This window comes from Enterobacter sp. ODB01 (assembly GCF_001623605.1).
Classification (GTDB): Bacteria; Pseudomonadota; Gammaproteobacteria; order Enterobacterales; family Enterobacteriaceae; genus Enterobacter; species Enterobacter kobei.
Genome location: NZ_CP015227.1, coordinates 2,252,799 through 2,266,706 on the forward strand (window position 1 = coordinate 2,252,799; position 13,908 = coordinate 2,266,706).

General features: G+C 53.0%; 15 protein-coding genes. 4 read left to right on the top strand and 11 right to left on the bottom strand.

From position 1 onward, the window contains the following. Positions 1–91: 91 nt before the first annotated feature. From ybiJ to mcbA, 3 genes are all read right to left on the bottom strand, one after another. The gene (gene ybiJ / locus A4308_RS10755; protein WP_014883102.1) at positions 92–352 is read right to left on the bottom strand and encodes a DUF1471 family protein YbiJ; all 261 of its coding nucleotides are present in this window, start codon (positions 350–352) and stop codon (positions 92–94) included. A gap of 285 nt (positions 353–637) precedes the next feature. Beyond that, on the bottom strand, positions 638–904 hold the full coding sequence (locus A4308_RS10760; protein ID WP_014883103.1) for a DksA/TraR family C4-type zinc finger protein: 267 nt from the start codon (positions 902–904) through the stop codon (positions 638–640). Positions 905–1,027: 123 nt separating this feature from the next. Beyond that, complete coding sequence (gene mcbA / locus A4308_RS10765; protein ID WP_014883104.1) at positions 1,028–1,294, bottom strand: DUF1471 family periplasmic protein McbA; 267 nt, start codon at positions 1,292–1,294, stop codon at positions 1,028–1,030. 243 nt (positions 1,295–1,537) lie between these two features. Here mcbA and rlmF point away from each other — a divergent pair, with 243 nt between their 5' ends. After that, a complete protein-coding gene (gene rlmF, locus A4308_RS10775) occupies positions 1,538–2,449 on the top strand; it encodes a 23S rRNA (adenine(1618)-N(6))-methyltransferase RlmF (protein WP_023332468.1) in 912 nt (303 codons plus the stop codon). Positions 2,450–2,496: 47 nt separating this feature from the next. Here rlmF and ybiO read toward each other — a convergent pair whose 3' ends face one another. The 6 genes from ybiO to rhtA form a co-directional block, all read right to left on the bottom strand. Further along, a complete protein-coding gene (ybiO, locus tag A4308_RS10780) occupies positions 2,497–4,710 on the bottom strand; it encodes a mechanosensitive channel protein (RefSeq protein ID WP_045281098.1) in 2,214 nt (737 codons plus the stop codon). Positions 4,711–4,833: 123 nt separating this feature from the next. Then, a complete protein-coding gene (gene glnQ, locus A4308_RS10785; protein WP_014883107.1) occupies positions 4,834–5,556 on the bottom strand; it encodes a glutamine ABC transporter ATP-binding protein GlnQ in 723 nt (240 codons plus the stop codon). Further along, on the bottom strand, positions 5,553–6,212 hold the full coding sequence (gene glnP, locus A4308_RS10790) for a glutamine ABC transporter permease GlnP (RefSeq protein ID WP_003858462.1): 660 nt from the start codon (positions 6,210–6,212) through the stop codon (positions 5,553–5,555). The genes glnQ and glnP overlap by 4 nt, the downstream gene beginning before the upstream one ends. Positions 6,213–6,305: 93 nt before the next feature. Further along, complete coding sequence (gene glnH / locus A4308_RS10795; protein WP_014883108.1) at positions 6,306–7,049, bottom strand: glutamine ABC transporter substrate-binding protein GlnH; 744 nt, start codon at positions 7,047–7,049, stop codon at positions 6,306–6,308. A gap of 361 nt (positions 7,050–7,410) precedes the next feature. Further along, on the bottom strand, positions 7,411–7,914 hold the full coding sequence (gene dps / locus A4308_RS10800; RefSeq protein ID WP_008501171.1) for a DNA starvation/stationary phase protection protein Dps: 504 nt from the start codon (positions 7,912–7,914) through the stop codon (positions 7,411–7,413). Positions 7,915–8,213: 299 nt separating this feature from the next. After that, positions 8,214–9,101 (bottom strand): threonine/homoserine exporter RhtA, encoded by an 888-nt coding sequence (gene rhtA, locus A4308_RS10805; protein WP_045281097.1) that lies wholly within the window; start codon positions 9,099–9,101, stop codon positions 8,214–8,216. 355 nt (positions 9,102–9,456) lie between these two features. Between rhtA and ompX the strand changes: the two genes are divergently transcribed. Continuing rightward, on the top strand, positions 9,457–9,975 hold the full coding sequence (ompX, locus tag A4308_RS10810) for an outer membrane protein OmpX (RefSeq protein ID WP_014883110.1): 519 nt from the start codon (positions 9,457–9,459) through the stop codon (positions 9,973–9,975). A 110-nt stretch (positions 9,976–10,085) separates the two neighbouring features. On the opposite strand, the gene A4308_RS10815 is transcribed toward ompX, so the two are convergent. Continuing rightward, on the bottom strand, positions 10,086–11,669 hold the full coding sequence (locus A4308_RS10815; protein ID WP_045281096.1) for a phosphoethanolamine transferase: 1,584 nt from the start codon (positions 11,667–11,669) through the stop codon (positions 10,086–10,088). A 283-nt stretch (positions 11,670–11,952) separates the two neighbouring features. Continuing rightward, a complete protein-coding gene (gene mntS, locus A4308_RS10820; protein WP_014831181.1) occupies positions 11,953–12,081 on the bottom strand; it encodes a manganase accumulation protein MntS in 129 nt (42 codons plus the stop codon). A gap of 183 nt (positions 12,082–12,264) precedes the next feature. On the opposite strand from mntS, the gene mntR reads away from it, so the two are divergent. Together mntR and A4308_RS10830 are read left to right on the top strand one after the other, a co-directional pair. After that, complete coding sequence (mntR, locus tag A4308_RS10825; protein ID WP_014169260.1) at positions 12,265–12,738, top strand: manganese-binding transcriptional regulator MntR; 474 nt, start codon at positions 12,265–12,267, stop codon at positions 12,736–12,738. Beyond that, entirely contained in the window at positions 12,735–13,844 is a 1,110-nt protein-coding gene (locus A4308_RS10830) for an anion transporter (RefSeq protein WP_023332471.1), read from the top strand. The genes mntR and A4308_RS10830 overlap by 4 nt, the downstream gene beginning before the upstream one ends. Positions 13,845–13,908: the final 64 nt, after the last annotated feature.

Genomic DNA, 13,908 nt, shown 5'->3' on the forward strand with positions numbered 1-13,908 from the left:
CGGGCAAGCAAGGGTAACAAACAACAGGGTCAATGAGGGTTGGAGCAGCTCACCAGAGGGTTTGGTGAGGGTACAGCATTCATTCAGGCGATTATTTGTAGATAACCGCAGTACCGCTCAGCTTGTTGTTGGTGTTAGCGGAGGTGATGGTGTATCCGCTTGCACCGGCAGCAGCCGCTTTCTCAGCCAGTTTGGCTTCCAGACCGTCCAGCGTGGTCGCGCCTTCTGCACTCACCACACCGATTTTATTCATGCTCTGCGCCTGAGTAGATGAAACAGGCTCTACAGCGAATGCGCCAAAAGACAGAGCGGACAGGGCAACAGCAGCAACAGCATATTTGATGGTTTTCATAATTAATCTCTCGCAGGTTATTCTGTTAAGGGGACGATGTTCCGTCGATGTGATAAGTATCACGTTTTTTCTGCAGAGATAAAATCGAAGAGAATTGACGTGGTTAATCAAAAAAATTGAATGACAAATAACTTATTGATTATTAATAAATTCAAATTACGGCTTTACACTTCTTGTTGATACGCTTTACAGAAGAAAGATGAATGGCACATTTTGCTACGCGGTTCGCTAAAAAGCGTGAGCGTAAAGGTAAGCATTCGGGCGGTTAACTTAGGTAAAGGAAAGTCAGCGTAACTGGCTGTCTTTCGATCCTCTGCGATTATATCCCGAATGTGAAGCGTTTTTTGAATCTTTATCCTGCTGACAGGTTATACATAACCTTACCCCGGGAATGGCTTTTTGCCGCGCCTCAGGAATGGGCTCTCCGCACTCTTCGCATTCCGTTAAACTTTCGCCGCGCGGAATTTCGCCGCGAGCGCGCGCAACCGCATCTTCAATCGTACTGTTGATCTGTTCGTTCACGGCATCATCATTTGCCCAACCGGAAGCCATCTTGCCCTCCTGATATCGGTTTAAGCCATAGCGTTAATATGGGGTTAAAAAATGCACAATCAAGGTGAGAGGGGAGACAAACTGCATCTGGCAGGCAGATGCAGTCGGGTGAAAGGAAACACGTTATTTATAGATAGTCGCTGTGCCGTACATATGGTTATCTCCACCTGCGGAGTTCACCACGAAGCCTTTAGCGCCTTCCTGGCGAGCTTTTTCAGCCAGTTTATCCTGAAGATCGTCAAGGTTGCTTGCGCGGCTTACCGAGACGGTACCGGCCGGGCGCAGCTGGCTGGTGTCCGTGCTTTGGGTCAGGGACTGAACGGCCATAGCGGAGAAAGAGGCGCTCGCCAGGGTACCGGCGAGAAGAGCAAGGGTCAGATACTTTTTCATAATCACATCCTCATGAGGAAACAACAGGTGATTCCCTTTAAGTTTAGAAGCCTGACGAGTGTGATTTAGCGCAAATATTTGATGATGATCTGCTTATTTTTTGAACGATAAAAGCTGACAATCCGCTGACAGATCATAGACATAAAGGTGTTTGATTTATGGCGGTTTTTTAAGGGTTGCAGAGAAAGATTTACCGTAGAGCCAGCACAAGGTATCTTACGCCGCTGTTTAAAGGAGAATGCCATGACTTCCCAAAAGCCGGGATTGCACCCACGAAATCGCCATCGCAGCCGCTACGACATGAACGCACTGTGCCAGAGTTGTCCGGCGCTGCAGGACTATATTGTCGAGACCCCCGCGGGTGAACCGTCGGTTAACTTTGCCGATCCGCTGGCGGTGAAAACCCTGAACAAGGCGCTGCTGGCGCATTTTTACGGTGTGGCGCACTGGGATATCCCGGAAGGCTTTCTCTGTCCTCCTGTTCCGGGCCGTGCTGATTACGTTCATCACCTTGCCGATCTTCTCGCCGACGATCGTGACGGCGCGATCCCCCAGCAGGCTTCCGTCCTGGATATTGGTACCGGGGCAAACCTGATTTACCCCCTGATTGGCGTGCATGAGTACCACTGGCGCTTTACCGGGAGCGAAATCGGTGCCGAGGCGTTTGCCAGCGCGCAGGCGATAATCAGCGCTAACGCTGGCCTGAGTCGTTCCATTCGTTTGCGTCGCCAGAAGGAGGCGACGTCAATCTTCAACGGCATCATTCACAAAAACGAAAGCTATGACGCCACGATGTGTAATCCGCCATTCCATGATTCGGCGGCAGCGGCCCGTGCAGGCAGCGAGCGCAAACGCCGCAACCTGGGGCAGGCCGAAGATGCCGTGCTGAACTTTGGTGGACAGCAGCAGGAGCTGTGGTGCGAGGGCGGTGAAGTCGCCTTCATCCTGCGGATGATTGCCGAAAGCAAACAGTTTGGTCGCCAGGTGAAATGGTTCACCACGCTGGTTTCCCGCGGAGATAACCTGCCGCCACTCTACCGGGCCCTCACCGAAGCAGGCGCGGTGAAAGTGGTGAAAAAAGAGATGGCGCAGGGCCAGAAGCAGAGCCGCTTTATTGCCTGGTCGTTTATGGATGACAACAAACGCCGCAAATAAGGTGTCCCGCAGGCCGGGTCAGGCGAAGCCGCCACCCGGCAACACGGCTACAATGTCGGCTCCTGCGGAGGTGGCATCGATGCCGGTGAAGGCAACACCTGATACGTCTGCACCGGCATCCGCACGTTTGCCAGATCAAAGTGTTTTTTCACCATGCTGTCGAGCGCAAAGCGCACCGTCCACTGCTTCAGCGGCTGGGTGGTGAACGACACGCGAAGCGTAAATGCCGTATTCGTCAGCCCGACGATCCCGGCAAATGACGGCTCGCCAATTACCAGGCCGCGAATATCCTCCATCTGCATTAACTCTTCAACGGCATCCCGCAGCGCCTGCTTCGCTTTGTCCGCATCCTCATGACGATCCACATCGTAGTTCGCCACAACGGAGCCAATGCCGCGCACAAAGTTGGCGAAGGTGGTGATCGATGACCACGGAATAATGTGGTATGCCCCGGTATCCTGACGCACGCCCACCGAACGAATCGACATCCGCTCGACCGTGCCGGTCAGCGGCCCGATGGTTACCAGATCGCCGGTGTTCATTCCGTTCTCAAACTGGATAAAAATGCCGGTAATAATATCCTTCACCAGCGTTTGTGACCCGAAGGAGATCGCCAGTCCCAGCGCACCGGCACCTGCCAGCAGCGGAGCGATGTTTACGCCGATTTCCGACAGCACAATCATGATGGTGATGGTACTGATGATCACCGCCAGCGCATTGCGGAACAGGGTCAACAGCGTGCGTGCACGGGCGCTGGGGAGCGGTCTGCCGTGAATATCGGACACCAGACGGTTCTCGATAAGGCTCGCCAGCAGCGTCCACCCAACGGCGGAGAAAAACAGAATCAGTGCGATACGAATTAAAATATCAACGGTCTTCTCGCCTGTGCCGTTATGCAGCCAGTTCCAGAAATCAAACAGGTTCCACGCATTCAGCAGCAGCATAATCGCCACGCAGACGGTCAGAATGCGCGCCACCTTGAGGGAGACTGACATCCAGCCGTTCACGCGTTTTTGCAGTTCCGGATAATTACGCTGTACGTGCGGGGACAGGGTGATGGTTTTCGAAATCCAGCGCGACAACAGCCCCGACACAAATGCCGCGATGCCGATAATCGCCAGGCTTTTGAACGTCGCCCCCATCATAAATTTCAGGCTATTACCCGGGTCGAACAGCGAGAAGAAGCACAGCACGATGAAATAAGCGCTTGCCAGCCAGTACCACACCAGCGCGAAGGCGCGAATGAAGAGGCTGAAGAACGACAAAGAACGATCGGCCAGATGCAGCAGACTCTCCGTGATCGCCTTTTTATTGTGGAAGATGAGGTACAGCGACCAGACGGTAATACAGAGCATGATCAACACGTTCGCCAGCGCGCCAAACTGCACGTTGACCTGGTTGGAGATGATCGGCACCGCGACCAGCAGGCCGTAGCCAATCAGGCCGCTGAGCACGCTGAGCCGCACGGCCCAGTATTTCGCGCTGTCATCACTGATATTAAACGGGCGGAGTTCAGGCACGCGCGGGCAAAAGATGACGCGCAGTACCGCTTTAAAAAATTCGATGAGCGCAAACGCGTTCAGAAAGAGCGCCTGCTGGAAGGCAATGGTTTTGTTGCCCGTATTGAGACGGTCCGCCAGCACCTGACCCACAAACAGCGTCAACGCCAGCAGCAGTAAATCAATAATAAAGGCTCCGGCGATCATGGCGGGGAGGTGCAGCCAGCTGTTTTTATGCTGGTTCTTTTTTCGGCCCCAGTAGCCCATCTTGCGGTAAAGCGGCCAGGCACAGAGGCGTATCAGCCAGTAAAAAAGAAATACCGCGCCCGCCAGCATCAAAAACTGGGTGGCGGCGGCGCTAAAGGTTTGCGGGTTAAATGCCTTATGCGGTGATCCCATCAGGTTGCGAAAGAGCTGGGCAAAGCGTGTGGAGAGCGCTTCACCAAAGCGTCGGCTCACTTCGGTGACGTTTTCCAGCACGGTTTTTTGTTCCTCTACCTGCGGCGGGGTGAGGGTGGGAACGGTCTCCTTTGGCGGCGTGGCGGCGGCTTTACGCAGCTGATCGATTAACTCTTTTCGGGAGGCATCGTTTTCAAGCACGTCGGCAAGTGCGCCGTAAGCCGCTTTTTTTTGTTCAACATCCGGTTCCGGGGGCGGCGTACTTTGCTGGGACGCGGTCGTTCCGGTGGTCACGCCGGGGATCGCCACGGCGAGGGATGGCGCACTAAACAGGCTTATCAACAGCAGCAGGAACCACGGCACGGCGTCCTCCGACAAAATATCGTGCAAAATGATAAGTATAGAGGGCGCGGGGAGGAGGGGAGTTTTTGGGAACAATCTGGCGTAAAAAAGCCGGGCAAGCCCGGCTCAGCGTGAAGCGTAAGATCAGGAGACGTGCTGCAGGAACTCCTGCAAACGCTGGCTCGGCGGATTAGCAATCAGTTCCTGCGGGTTACCGTCTTCCGCGATACGACCTTTATCGATAAAGATCAGGCGGGACGCGACTTTCTCCGCAAAGCCGATTTCGTGGGTCACGATAACCATCGTCATCCCTTCCTCTGCCAGGTCCTGCATGACTTTCAGCACTTCGTGGCGCAGCTCCGGGTCGAGTGCGGACGTTGGCTCATCAAACAGCATCATCTTCGGCTTCACTGCCAGCGCGCGGGCAATCGCGACGCGCTGCTGTTGACCACCGGAGAGCTCGGAAGGGTAGTGGTGCGCACGTTCTGCCAGACCCACTTTTGCCAGCAGATCTTTTGCCAGCGCTTCCGCCGCCGCTTTGCTGGCACCGCGCACGCGCAGCGGGCCGAACATGACGTTTTCCAGCGCCGTCAGGTGCGGGAACAGGTAGAACTGCTGGAACACCATGCCCGCTTCCTGACGAATCAGGCGCTCGTCCACTTTCGGGTCATTGACCTTCAGACCGTCGACAATCAGATCGCCGCTGGTGACCTCTTCCAGTTTGTTAATGCAGCGCAGCAAAGTGGATTTACCGGAACCGGACGGCCCGATAATGACCACCACTTCACCCTGGGTAATGTTCAGATCAATATTGTGCAGCACCTGGGTTGGGCCAAAGTGCTTGGAAACGTTTTTAAATTCAATCACAGGATTTTCATCCTTCTTTCAAGACGACGCAGAACGAAGCTCAGAACCAGAGTAATGATCAGGTAGACAACGGCTACCGCACTCCAGATTTCCAGCGCGCGGAAGTTGCCAGCAATGATCTCCTGCCCCTGACGGGTCAGCTCAGCCACGCCGATAACGATGAACAGCGACGTATCTTTAATACTGATGATCCACTGGTTACCCAGCGGTGGCAGCATGCGACGCAGCGCCAGCGGAAGAATGACGTGGCGGATCGTTTCGCGACGCGAAAGGCCCAGCGCCAGACCCGCTTCACTGAAACCTTTATGAATCGACAGCACCGCACCGCGGGTGATTTCCGCAATGTAGGCGCCCGAGTTGATCATAATGGTCACGACGGCTGCGCTGAACGGATCGATACGCAGGTCGGTGAAGGCCATTGGCAGGGCGAAGTAGATGAACATGACCTGCACGACAATCGGGGTGCCGCGGATCACTTCGATGAAAACCAGTGCGATGTGGTTTGCAATCCAGCCGCCGTAGGTGCGGGCGAAACCGGCGACAAGACCGATAATCAACCCGCCCACCAGACCCAGGACCGAAATCCACAGGGTCATTTTAGCGCCTTCAAGCAAGAGTGGAATGGCAGGCCAGATGGCGCTCCAGTCAAACTGCATGATGTATTCCTGTATACCGTGGTGAAAAACGAAAAATGTAGGCCCGGTAAACGTCAGCGCCACCGGGCGTTACAAACCTGATTTCAGGTGAAATTATTTAGGCTCAGTACCGAACCATTTTTTGTAGATTTCGTTATACGTGCCGTTCTCTTTAAGCGTTTTCAGCGCGCCGTTCACTTTCGTGCGCAGATCGTCGCTGCCTTTCGGGAATGCGATACCGTACTGCTGTGCTTCCAGAGAGTCGCCTACCGCTTTGAACTTGCCGTTACCTGCGGTTTTGATGAAGTACAGGATGTTCGGTGTATCGTGCAGAACAGCGTCAGCACGGTTAGTGCCGAGTTCCATGTACGCGTTGTCGATGTTCGGGAACTGACGCAGGTCTTTGGTTTTAATGTTCGCCTTTGCGTAATCCACGGAACCGGTACCGCCCTTCACGGCGACAACTTTACCGTCGAGGTCTTTCACGCTTTTGACGTCATTGTTATCGGCTTTGACCATGACCAGCAGACCACTTTTGTAGTAACCGTCAGAGAAGTCGATCGCTTTTTTACGCTCTTCGGTGATGGTGATACCCGCCAGGGCCAGATCAACGTTTTTGGTTTGCAGTGCCGGGATGATGCCGCTGAAGTCCATTGGCTTCAGGGTGTAATCCAGTTTGAGTTCTTTTGCGATAGCGGCCCACAAATCAACATCGAAACCAACGTATTTATCACCCTGTTTGAATTCAAACGGAACGAACGCCGTGTCGGTCGCCACAACCAGTTTGTCGGCAGCCTGAGAGGACACCGCAAAAGCCAGGGTAAGTGCAGCCAGTGAAACTTTTAATACAGACTTCATAGCATTTCCTTTTATATCCACGGGGCGATCCCCTGAGAGAACGACAGGCACAATGAAAAATCGTGCCAACTTTACAAGCTGTTGTTTTGCAAAGGGGATGGAGTCATGCATTGCACAAAAAACGGGGCAATGATGTTGTGTTGCACCATGATGGAGCACCATTTTGGTGCGCGTCGTTTGGCTCAACTGACGGGGAGATATTTAGCGTAAATTCTGACGAAAAAACAATCTTCCATTAACGGTTGTGTGAGGTGATTATTACAATTTCTTCACTTTTGCACCGTATCAGGCCAAAAGTGTGCACCATAGATGTGCAAAACCCTCACCGGCAGGCGAGGGTTCGATAGAAAAATCGTATGGATTACTCGATGTTAGATTCGATAAACCACAGGAACTGATCCAGATCGCGGGAGGCGGCGGTGAAGATATCTGCCGTATCCTCATCTTTGGCTTCGCTAATCGCTTTGCGCACGTCATTGGCCACAATCGCGTAACGGTCTGCCAGCTCTTTCAGGTGATCCTGAACGGTATGGATATCCAGCGGGTAGCTTTTCAGTGGCGTTTTACTGTTAATCACCTGCGTGGTACCCAGCGCAACACCACCCAACTGTACGGCACGTTCAGCCATCGTATCGAGGTGTGTCACCAGTGCTGTGCGGAAGCCATCCAGCATTTCATGAACGGCAATAAAGTTTGCACCGCGCATATTCCAGTGGGCCTGTTTGGTGATCAGCGAAAGATCGATGAACTGGATCACCTGGCGATTCAGCAACTCAATGGTCGCTTTTTTGTCGCTATCCGATACATCGTTACGGGTATAAAGCAGATTAGACGCTTTCGTTTTCACCAGTTTAGCGGTACTCATAATCTCATATCCTCTTGATGTTAATGTCCCAGGTAATTACGGAACTAAGTATAGCACCGGATTTTTTCTCTGCGGTCTGGCTGTGCCTATCGGTTTAATAGCAAGAAGGAGGTTGATAATATAATTTATTGATATAAATAGATTATTTTAGAATTGATACAGATCAATCTTAATTGGTGACAGAGAAAACAGGCCTCGCAGGATATTTCGATAATATGACAAAGTATGTAAGAAATTATAACGCCTGACGATCTGGCCTTTATTCTGCATGGCCAGAAAGCCATGCAGAATATATGGCATCAGTTGATGTCGATTTTCTCAACTTTGGGTTCCGGGCGCATGGTGAGCGTTGACCCCATTGAGGCTGCAATAATAGAGCAGAGTGCCAGCGTCTGGGTAAACGTCAGCGTTTCGCCAAGGAATACCATTCCGGAGATTGCCGCCAGGGCAGGCTCCATGCTCATCAGGGTGCCAAAAATGCGTGTCGGCAGACGCGTCAGGGCGATCATCTCCAGAGAATAGGGGAGCGCCGTTGAGAGCACTGCGACCGCCAGTCCAATGGGCATAACTGACCATTGCCAGATAGACGCCGTGGCCTGCGCCATACCGATCGGCACAAAAACGATAGCCGCAATCACGGAACCCAGGGCGACCGTTGCCGGGCCATGTTCTTCGCCTGCGCGCTGCCCGGTGAGGATATAAACGGCCCAGCAGGCACCGGCTCCGAGAGCCAGCGCGGCACCCGTAAGATCAATCTCAGTGACATTCTGGCCGAGCGGCAACAGGAACCATAAGCCCAGCACCGCCAATACGACCCAGATAAAATCCACCGGACGACGGGAAGAGAAAAGTGCCACCGCAAGCGGACCGGTAAACTCCAGCGCGACGGCGATCCCGAGGGGGATGGTCTGGATGGAGAGGTAGAACATATAGTTCATCGCCCCAAGGGACAGACCATAAAACAGCAGGGGGAGACGTTGCTCTTTTTTGAAGCGCAGACGCCAGGGTTTGAAAATGGCAACCAGTATCGCCGTGCCCAGCAAGATACGCAGGGCCGTCACCCCGGGTGCCCCTACCAGTGGAAAGAGCGATTTTGCCAGCGAGGCACCGCTTTGAATGGACAACATGGCAATGAGTATGACTGCTACCGGCAACCAGACCGACGACGTGCGGGATAACCCAGGCATCCTTTCTCCTGTCAGCTTCTGTCAAATGAAGTAAAGGTTGCAGTGTAAAGGAAATATACAGCGACGGTTGAGACTCTGTTGAAAAAAAAGCCCCATGAAATCCGTAAAATGGTTAACTACTGCTGGATTAATCGTCTTAAAGATTAGGAATAATCTGGATGAATGTAACAGCACAGACGCGCAATATGGGCGTTTTGTAGGAAAAATCGCATGTGATTTGAAAGAGTTAGCTGAGGTTGGAAACGTTCTGTTACAGGAAAGACCTCGTTAGACATCACGAATCACAAAGAGTTTCGCAAAATTTTTTGATATATTTAAAACTTACGGACTTACTTGAAGCACATTTGAGGTGGTTATGAAAAAAATTGCATGTCTTTCAGCACTGGCCGCTGTACTGGCTGTTTCCGCAGGTACCGCTGTAGCGGCTACTTCTACTGTAACCGGTGGTTACGCTCAGAGCGATATGCAGGGCGTAATGAACAAAACTAACGGTTTCAACCTGAAGTATCGTTACGAGCAGGATAACAACCCGCTGGGCGTGATCGGTTCTTTCACCTACACCGAGAAAGATCGTACTGAAAACGGCGCGTACAACAAAGGCCAGTACTACGGTATCACTGCTGGTCCAGCTTACCGTCTGAATGACTGGGCAAGCATCTACGGTGTTGTAGGTGTTGGCTACGGTAAATTCCAGCAGACCGAAAACCAGGGTCTGAACCGCACTGCAAGCACCAGCGACTACGGCTTCTCCTATGGCGCAGGCCTGCAGTTCAACCCAATCCAGGACGTTGCTCTGGACTTCTCCTATGAGCAGAGCCGTATCCGCAACGTTGACGTTGGCACCTGGATCGCGGGCGTAGGTTACCGCTTCTAATCACTCCGGTGATCGAATAAAAAATCCGCCCAATGTGGCGGATTTTTTTTGTTTGTTCCCTCTCCACGTGGGAGAGGGTCAGGGCATCAGTCTGCACGAGACGGCAGAAATCACTTACTCTTAATATCAAAAATATCCGTACCCAGATGGTTATAGTCAACTTTCTGTAACTTGAAGTTGGTAACGTACACTGGGGGCGCTTTCTTGTTGGAGATAAACGGATACGCATTTTTTATCTCTTCGGCTTTAATCCCCGTCCACTGAGAGAAGAACTGCAGGAAATCATTCGCCGAACGGCGCGCTTTAATCACGCGATGCGTTTTATCATCACTCGACAGCACCATAAACGGTACCTGGAAGTTCTGCTGGAACTTGTCGTCATGGGCCAGGTATTGCACTTCTTTGCCACGCTCTTTAAACGCCAGCCCGTGATCCGAGAAATAGACCACAGAGAAACTGTCGCCCGTATTGCGCAGCTGATCGTACAGCTTGCTGAGCAGGTCATCGGTTTGCGTCATGGTGTAGAGATAACAAGAGGTCTCTTTGGACTGCACGAAATCCGTGTATTTCCCGTCAGTGCGATCGCAGGCCTGCGGGTGTGAGCCCATCAGGTGAAGGACAATCAGCTGAGGCTGGGTGCGTGGGGTGGCAAACACCTGCGCCGTCATTTTCAGCAACGCTTCGTCTTTCGTATTTTTGTCGGCCTCAAAGTCACCGCTCTTCAGGAACTGCACTTCGTCAGCACGCTTCGCGATACTGGCGATGGCCGTATCGTATTCGCCAATTTGCCCCTGATTGGAGAACCACCATGTCTGGAAGCCTGCGCGGTTTGCCAGGGTAACAAAATTATCCTGGTACTGGGGTTTGCCCTCTACCACACGGTTCAGCGTCAGGCCCAGCGATTTCTGCGTCGAGCCACTGGCCGCGACATAATCAGTAAACAGGGTGCCATTGACCGAGCTGGCAAACGGCGTGTTATTCCAGTGTCCACCGAATGCGCCCATTGCGTCGCGACGGGCACTCTCGCCGATCACCACCACGTAGGTATGGTATTTCGGCTTCACCGCCAGCACGTTCCAGGTGTCTTTCTTATTGGAAAGTTCAGCCATGCGCGCCTGCTCGTCGAGCACTTCTCTGTTATTCACGACAACGTCTTTCACGAAGCGGAAAACCGGATAGCCTACGTTAATGAGCCTTAACTTACCGTCCCAGGGAATATTCTGGATGGGGGCGACGAACGCCACGGCAATACTGAATACCAGACAGAGAATTTCGATCTTGCCCCAGGATTTTTTCTCAACTGACTGACGGCGGAGGGCAATAACCCCCAGCGCGAAGATAAAGAGCCCTACCACGTAGCTGTACCACGGGAAGATGGTCAGGATCTCCGTCGACTCTTCCATATTGGTCGAGTGAAGCGCGAGCAGGGTATTAAAGTTTGGCGAGCCATAAGCCTGGCCAAACGGGAAATAGAGGGCAGCGACCAGCGAACAGATTCCAATCAGCGTTTTTTGCACGCGCGGAGCGGCCCGCCACAGCACATGCAGAATGCAGGTGAACGCCACCGCATACAGCAGGCTGAAGGGATAGCCGAGTGCAAAGTTAATCAGCAATGACTGCAAAAAGTAAAACGCCGTCCACGGGCTTAAGGCCCGGCTACGGGTAACGACAGAATCTATCAGGGTTAAATTCATAGGTCACTATCATGGATAAAAACGCCATGTGCTCACCCTGGCGTCAAGGGTCATAACCTGCCTGACAGTGCGTAGAAAGGGAATGAGGGTCCGCTTCAGCGAGCCGCAAATAGTGCAGGGCTGCAAGAAGATAGTGCTAGCGCAAAATAATAGCAACAGTTGCTCAACAGATGTTTTGCGAAGAGGATTGCAAATCCGTAAAAAAGATCGGGAATAGGGCGGCCGGAAGCCAGTTTACAGCAGGAATGTGACGCAGAGATGAAGCGGCGTACCGCAACGCCGCTTAGTGGGAAGGTTTGTCGTCCTGATGCGGTTTGTTGTTAAACATATCGCACAGCATGTTCAACAGCATCAAGCGCACTTTAAAGGGAGAGTGGGTAAACACGGTCATACACCTCTTGAATTCGTTCATAAGACCTCCTGATTTTTGATCCCTTCGATCCGTGAAGGGTGACTGCATTACATACAGATATAGCACAGGCTATATTGTATAGCTATGGCTATTTCGTTAATTTTTTGTGCTTGCAGAGGGATGGTTTACAATGTGCGCTCTCGATACCGGGCGCTGGAAGCGTCACCCCACTGAGGAAGTACAATGAACCGTCGCGCAGGTAAGCCAACAATCAGAAAAACGACGCAGCTGGTGAATGTTGAAGAACATGTCGAAGGGTTTCGCCAGGTCCGTGAAGCGCACCGTCGTGAACTGATTGATGACTATGTTGAGCTGATTTCCGATCTGATCCGTGAAGTCGGGGAAGCGCGGCAGGTCGATATGGCCGCCAGACTGGGGGTATCACAGCCGACAGTGGCTAAAATGTTAAAACGTCTGGCTTCGGTGGGCTTAATTGAAATGATCCCCTGGCGCGGTGTATTTCTGACGCCGGAAGGGGAGAAGCTTGCGCAGGAGAGCCGCGAGCGTCACCAGTTGGTCGAGAACTTTTTACTGGTACTGGGCGTTAGCCCGGAGATTGCCCGCCGGGATGCGGAAGGAATGGAGCACCACGTAAGTGAAGAGACGCTGGTGAAGTTTCGTGAATTTACCCTTAAATACGGTCCCTCCGCTGAATGAAAATCCCCGGACTGCATGCCCTGGCACGCGATCGTTTCTTCCATCTCTTATTAATCATTGGCGCAGGGTTAAGCCTCTTTGTGCCGTTTGCGCCCCGCGCCTGGGTTGCCGCCATTGACTGGCGCACCATCATTACCCTGAGTGGGTTAATGATGCTGACCAAAGGGGTTGAGCTGAGCGGCTATTTTGACGTGCTGGGCCGTAAAATGGTGCGCCGTTTTGCCACCGAGCGCAGGCTGGCGCTGTTTATGGTCTTCTCCGCTGCGGTGCTGTCGACGTTTCTGACCAACGATGTGGCATTGTTTATCATCGTGCCCCTCACGCTGACGCTACGCAGGCTTTGCGAGATCCCGGTCAGCCGGCTGATCATCTTTGAAGCGCTGGCCGTGAACGCCGGTTCTCTGTTGACCCCTATCGGCAACCCGCAAAATATCCTGCTCTGGGGGCGGTCCGGCCTGTCGTTTGCCGCCTTTACCTGGCAAATGGCCCCGCTGGCACTGGTGATGATGCTGTCGCTACTGGCGGTATGCTGGTTTGCTTTTCCGGATAAAAAACTGCAGTACCATAGCGGAACCGCGGGCCCGCAGTGGCAGCCGCGTCTGGTCTGGAGCTGCCTCGGGTTGTACATCGTCTTTCTCATCGCGCTGGAACTGAAGGTTGAGCTGGCGGGTGTGCTACTGGTCGCCGCAGGCTTTGTCGTGCTGGCACGCCGGGTGCTGGTGAGCGTGGACTGGACGCTGCTGCTGGTCTTTATGGCGATGTTTATTGATGTGCATCTTCTTATCCAGCTTCCGGTGCTGCAAAACGTGTTGCACAGCGTCAGCACGCTGTCTCAGCCGGGTCTGTGGCTGACGGCCATTGGCCTGTCGCAGTTTATCAGCAACGTGCCTTCCACCATTCTGCTGCTCAACTATGTTCCGCCTGACACCCTTCTGGCCTGGGCGGTGAACATTGGCGGGTTTGGGCTGCTGCCCGGCTCGCTGGCAAACCTCATCGCCCTGCGTATGGCCAGCGATCGTCGTATCTGGTGGCGCTTCCATCTCTGGTCCCTCCCCATGCTGGTGTGGGCTGCGGCGATCGGTTTCGGATTATTCCTTCTCATATAGTGCGCAATTTGTCAGTTTTTCCTGGCAAACGTATAGCAACGTCCTAGCTTTAGTGAACGGCATA

Excerpts from the sequence above, each read along its gene's own strand:
- mcbA (WP_014883104.1), bottom strand. The coding sequence starts at position 1,294 with ATGAAAAAGTATCTGACCCTTGCTCTTCTCGCCGGTACCCTGGCGAGC.
- rlmF (WP_023332468.1), top strand. The coding sequence starts at position 1,538 with ATGACTTCCCAAAAGCCGGGATTGCACCCACGAAATCGCCATCGCAGC.
- ybiJ (WP_014883102.1), bottom strand. The coding sequence starts at position 352 with ATGAAAACCATCAAATATGCTGTTGCTGCTGTTGCCCTGTCCGCTCTG.
- mntR (WP_014169260.1), top strand. The coding sequence starts at position 12,265 with ATGAACCGTCGCGCAGGTAAGCCAACAATCAGAAAAACGACGCAGCTG.
- glnH (WP_014883108.1), bottom strand. The coding sequence starts at position 7,049 with ATGAAGTCTGTATTAAAAGTTTCACTGGCTGCACTTACCCTGGCTTTT.
- rhtA (WP_045281097.1), bottom strand. The coding sequence starts at position 9,101 with ATGCCTGGGTTATCCCGCACGTCGTCGGTCTGGTTGCCGGTAGCAGTC.
- glnP (WP_003858462.1), bottom strand. The coding sequence starts at position 6,212 with ATGCAGTTTGACTGGAGCGCCATCTGGCCTGCCATTCCACTCTTGCTT.
- A4308_RS10815 (WP_045281096.1), bottom strand. The coding sequence starts at position 11,669 with ATGAATTTAACCCTGATAGATTCTGTCGTTACCCGTAGCCGGGCCTTA.
- dps (WP_008501171.1), bottom strand. The coding sequence starts at position 7,914 with ATGAGTACCGCTAAACTGGTGAAAACGAAAGCGTCTAATCTGCTTTAT.
- A4308_RS10760 (WP_014883103.1), bottom strand. The coding sequence starts at position 904 with ATGGCTTCCGGTTGGGCAAATGATGATGCCGTGAACGAACAGATCAAC.
- mntS (WP_014831181.1), bottom strand. The coding sequence starts at position 12,081 with ATGAACGAATTCAAGAGGTGTATGACCGTGTTTACCCACTCTCCCTTT.
- A4308_RS10830 (WP_023332471.1), top strand. The coding sequence starts at position 12,735 with ATGAAAATCCCCGGACTGCATGCCCTGGCACGCGATCGTTTCTTCCAT.
- ompX (WP_014883110.1), top strand. The coding sequence starts at position 9,457 with ATGAAAAAAATTGCATGTCTTTCAGCACTGGCCGCTGTACTGGCTGTT.